This window comes from Lactobacillus nasalidis (assembly GCF_016587775.1).
Taxonomy (GTDB): Bacteria; Bacillota; Bacilli; order Lactobacillales; family Lactobacillaceae; genus Lactobacillus; species Lactobacillus nasalidis.
In genome coordinates this window covers 1-4853 of the sequence record NZ_BOCG01000147.1, presented here as the reverse complement: position 1 = coordinate 4853, position 4853 = coordinate 1, and the positions used below count along the sequence as shown (strand labels likewise).

5 protein-coding genes are annotated in these 4853 nt (G+C 54.9%); all 5 read left to right on the top strand.

Annotated elements, in window-relative coordinates; all coding sequences use genetic code 11:
- On the top strand, positions 1-438 hold a 438-nt coding region (locus lacNas_RS02590; RefSeq protein ID WP_280515425.1), incomplete at its 5' end, for an enolase C-terminal domain-like protein.
- A gap of 1 nt (position 439) precedes the next feature.
- Complete coding sequence (locus lacNas_RS02585) at positions 440-1186, top strand: serine hydrolase (RefSeq protein WP_201331222.1); 747 nt, start codon at positions 440-442, stop codon at positions 1184-1186.
- Between the two features lie 77 nt (positions 1187-1263).
- Positions 1264-2019, top strand: a complete 756-nt coding sequence (locus lacNas_RS02580; protein ID WP_201331221.1) for a MurR/RpiR family transcriptional regulator — start codon at positions 1264-1266, stop codon at positions 2017-2019.
- Positions 2020-2161: 142 nt separating this feature from the next.
- Positions 2162-3574, top strand: coding sequence for a dipeptidase PepV (gene pepV, locus lacNas_RS02575; protein ID WP_201331220.1), 1413 nt, complete (start codon positions 2162-2164; stop codon positions 3572-3574).
- Between the two features lie 249 nt (positions 3575-3823).
- The coding region (locus lacNas_RS02570) for an amino acid permease (RefSeq protein WP_201346559.1) at positions 3824-4853 on the top strand (1030 nt) is incomplete at its 3' end.

Below are 4853 nucleotides of genomic sequence, written 5' to 3'. Positions count from 1 at the left end.
GCGGCTGAATACTGGCACAAGCAGGGCCTTTTGATCGACTTCATCGAGCAGCCGGTGGCAGCCTGGGACCTGGACGCCATGGCCTACCTGACCCGCCACTGCCCTTACCCGATCATGGCTGACGAGTCGGTGGAAAGCTACCAAGACGCCCAGCGGGTGCTGGCAAAAGGAGCCTGCGACTACATCAACATCAAGCTGATGAAGACCGGCGGGCTCACTGAAGCCCAGAAGATCAACGACCTGGCCGAAAGCCGCGGGGTCCAGACCATGGTCGGCAGCATGGTTGAATCCATCGAGTCCCTGGCTGCCGCCTGCGCCTTTTACCGGGCCAACCCGAATGCGGTCTTTGCCGACCTGGACGCCATCTTCATGGTCGACCAGGATCCTGATTTAAACAGCTACGCCGAATGCGTCGGCGACAACATCGTGGTGAGATAAAATGTTAGACTTCAAGCAAATCGCTGCCCTCCTGGCGCCTTTGCCAGGGAAAACCGCCCTTTTGATCAAGGACCGGGAGGGCACCCTTTATTCCAGCCCCCTGGCCGGGGAAGAATTCAAGTCCGCCAGCCTGATCAAGCTGGCCGTAGCCTGCTACTACCAGGCCCATCCCCAGGACCTGGGGCAGACCGTTCATATTCCCGAAGACAAAATCGTCGACGGCGGGATGCTCTGCCACCTGGCGCAAAGAGACTGGCAGCTGCGGGACGTATTGGACTTGATGCTGTCAGATTCTGACAACACGGCCACCAACTTTTTGATCGACTTTGCCGGCTTTGCCAAGATGGCAGCCTGGTTTGAGGAAGAATTTTCCCACCTGCACCTGGGCCGCTATCTCATGGAGGAAACCGACCGGGAAAACTATATTTCCGCTGAAACCGCCCTAAAGCTCCTGGAGCGGCTCTTGGACGACCCGACTCCTTTTGGCCGGGTCTGCCAAAAGGCCCTCTTTTACCAGGAGTCCGTCAACAAGCTCCTGCAGAACCTGCCTGAAGGCTGTTCTTACAGCAAGACCGGGGAGCTGGCCGACACTGAGCATGACGCGGCGCGGATTTTTGTAGGCGAAAACTACTATGACATCTGCTTCATGAGCCGCTTTGCCGGCCTGGAGGAAAGAAAGGCAATCCTCTTGGCCCAAAACGCCGTGGGCGAGCTGGCCTACCGGGACCTGCTGGAAAAGAACGGATAGAAACTTTTGCATGACTTGCCTTTCTTTATCATTTTTGTGATAAAATTAAAGCAAATTTATCAAAAGTGGGGATATAAATGGACATTACCAATTTTTTCACGGTTGAGACTTCCGAGCTGTCCAAGTCTGACCGGAAAATCATGAAGCGAATGACCTCCGATCTGACCAATGTCGAATCGCTGACCATCAACCATTTGGCCGAAGAAGCGGGGACTTCCCTGGCCTCGGTTCAGCGCTTCTGTCAAAAGATGGGCTATTCCGGCTTTAAGGAATTCAAGTTTCAGCTGCTGACCTACATCAAGAAGCAGGAAAGCCAGCAGGCCATGGTTTCAACCAGCGAGTACCTGCGCGACTACCATGACGCCATCAACCGCGTCTGGACGGTCAATGAGGTTGACGCGGAGGAATTGGCGGAAGTCCTGGCGACCAGCTCAACCAACTTCATCTTCGGGATCTACTACTCCGAGCTGCCGGCGCGGCTTTTGAGCATGGGGATGCGGGACCTGGGAAAGTCGACCTATTTCGGCGACAACCTGGCGGCCGGCGAGCACCTCTTTCCTTTGAGCGATGAGAACTCCACCGCCGTCTTTTACTCGGTTTCCGGGATTTCCAAGCTCTTTGGCTCCTCCCCCCTGCCGAAGTCAATCTCCCATTTCAAGCACAGCTACCTGGTCACCATGAACCCGGACACACCTTTGAAGAAGTACTTCAAGAAGGTCATCGTCCTGCCGGGCAAGAACCTGGCCCAGGGCCTGCCGGTCGACCCGCAGTCGATTCCGGTCGTCTTCACCGAGCGGGTGATCGACATCGCGGCCACCAAATACCATCATTAAGCTGCCGGAAGGCAGCTTTTTGCTTTTCCCGCCAAAAATTGCCGCCAGCGCTTTGTTTGCCAGGAATAGCGAAGATTGATAGAATTTTAAGCAGATAGTTTGTTACTTTTTGTAACTAAATGTAAGACAGCAGGAGAAAAAGATGAACTTAAACTTTAAAGAACTGGCTGAAGCCAAGAAAGACGCGATTTTGAAAGACCTGGAAGAACTGATCGCCATCGACTCTTCCGAAGACCTGGAAAACGCGACGGACGAATATCCAGTCGGCAAGGGGCCGGCTGAAGCCATGGCCAAGTTCCTCAGCTTTGCCGACCGGGACGGCTTTGACACGGAAAACTTCGCCAACTACGCCGGCCGGGTCAACTTCGGCGAGGGCGACAAGCGCCTGGGCATCATCGGCCACATGGACGTGGTTCCGGCAGGCGACGGCTGGACCCGGGACCCCTTCAAGATGGAAATCGATGATGAAGGCCGCATCTACGGCCGGGGCAGCGCCGACGACAAGGGGCCGAGCCTGGCTGCCTACTACGGGATGCTCTTGCTCAAAGAAGCCGGCTTCAAGCCAAAGAAGAAGATCGACTTTGTGGTCGGCACCAACGAAGAAACCAACTGGGTCGGGATCGACTACTACCTGAAGCATGAACCGACTCCGGACATCGTCTTCTCACCTGACGCTGAATACCCGATCATCAACGGCGAACAAGGGATTTTTACCCTGGAATTCAGCTTCAAGAATGACGCTGCCAAGGGCGACTACGTCCTGGACCAGTTCAAGGCCGGCATCGCCACCAACGTGACGCCGCAGGTTACCCGGGCCACCATCTCCGGTCCTAACCTGGAAGCCGTCAAGCTGGCTTACGAGAGCTTTTTGAAAGACAAGGGCCTGGACGGGTCCTTTGAAATCAAAGACGGAAGCGCCGACATCGTTTTGATCGGCCAGGGGGCCCACGCCTCCGCGCCGCAGGTCGGCAAGAACTCCGCCACCTTCCTGGCCCTGTTTTTGGACCAGTACGCTTTTGCCGGCAGAGACAAGAACTTCCTGCACTTCCTGGCTGAAGTCGAACACGAGGACTTCTACGGCAAGCAGCTGGGCATCTACCACCACGATGACTTGATGGGCGACCTGGCAAGCAGCCCGTCCATGTTTGACTACGAACATGACGGCAAGGCCAGCCTCTTGAACAACGTCCGCTACCCGCAAGACACGGACCCGGACAAGATGATCCAGCAGATCATGGACAAGTTCAGCGGCATCCTGGACGTCACTTACAGCGGCTTTGAAGAGCCGCACTACGTGCCAGGCAGCGACCCGCTGGTGCAGACTTTGCTCAAGGTCTACGAAAAGCAGACCGGCAAGCCGGGCCACGAAGTCGTGATCGGCGGCGGGACTTACGGCCGCCTCTTTGACCGCGGGGTTGCCTTTGGCGCCCAGCCGGAAAACGGCCCGATGGTCATGCACGCGGCCAACGAATTCATGATGCTGGACGACTTGATCCTGTCCATCTCCATCTACGCTGAAGCCATCTACGAATTGACCAAGGACGAAACTCTGTAAGGAGCAAACTGGGCAAACAAGGCAAATGCGGAGGCTTGCTTAACTTTATTTAGTTTAAGCCTACTAAAACAAAAGATTGTTAATTTTAGTGGGGTGTCAAAATTATTTTGTTTTGACGCCCCACTTTTTTGCTCTTCTCTTAAGTGATTTTTCCTTTACAAAAAATGGTGAAGACTATATTATAAAACCATAAATTCTTATTTGATTTTAATTTTACTTTTGAGTTGCCAAAACGAAAGGAAATTGCTTATGGAAGACCGCAGCATTGAAAACGTGGACGGAACCATCCGCTCCTTGTCCAACCGGCACGTGCAGATGATCGCCATCGGCGGCACGATCGGCACCGGCCTCTTCTTGGGAGCCGGGACCACGATTTCCGCCACTGGCCCGTCAGTTATTTTTATCTACGCCATCATGGGCCTGTTTTTCTTCTTTCTCTTGCGGGCGCTGGGGGAAATGTTCTATTTCGACTCAAACAGCCACACCTTTGTCTCCTTCATCACCAGATACCTGGGAGACGCGGCCGGACGCTTTGCCGGCTGGACCTACTGGATCGGCATCCTCTTTGCCTGCATGGCAGAATTGACCGCGGTTTCGACCTATGTCCAGTACTGGCTGCCGGGCCTGCCCGCCTGGCTGATTGAAGTCGCGGTCTTGGGCCTGTTGACCCTGCTCAACCTGACGGCGGCCAGACTGTTTGGCGAAACGGAATTCTGGTTTGCCATGATCAAGATCATCGCCATCATCTCCTTGATCGTGACCGGGATCATCATGGTCACCGCGAACGCCAAAACCCCGGTTGGCCACGCGAGCCTCGCCAACTTCACCGGCAATTTCTCCCTTTTGCCAAAAGGCAAGTACGCCTTCTTCACCGCCTTCCCCATGGTTTTCTTCTCCTTTGCCGGGATTGAATTCGTGACGATTACCATCGGCGAGGCCAAGAACCCGAAGAAGGTCATCAAGAAAGCCGTCAACGAAACCCTGCTCCGGATTCTCCTCTTCTATATCGCGACTTTGGCCGTGATCATGTGCGTGATCCCTTGGGGCAAGATCACGAGCGGGTCAAGTCCATTCGTCCAGGTCTTCAAAATCGCCGGCTTCAACGCCGTGGCCTCAGTCTTCAACTTCGTCGTTCTGACTGCCGCCGCTTCCTCCCTCAACTCGGGCATCTTTTCAGCCGGCCGCCACTTCTTCCAGCTGGCTGAGGAAGCACCGAAGGATTCCTTTTTGAAAAAGCGTTTCGCCAAAATTTCCGCCAACGGCGTCCCGGCAGCGGGGA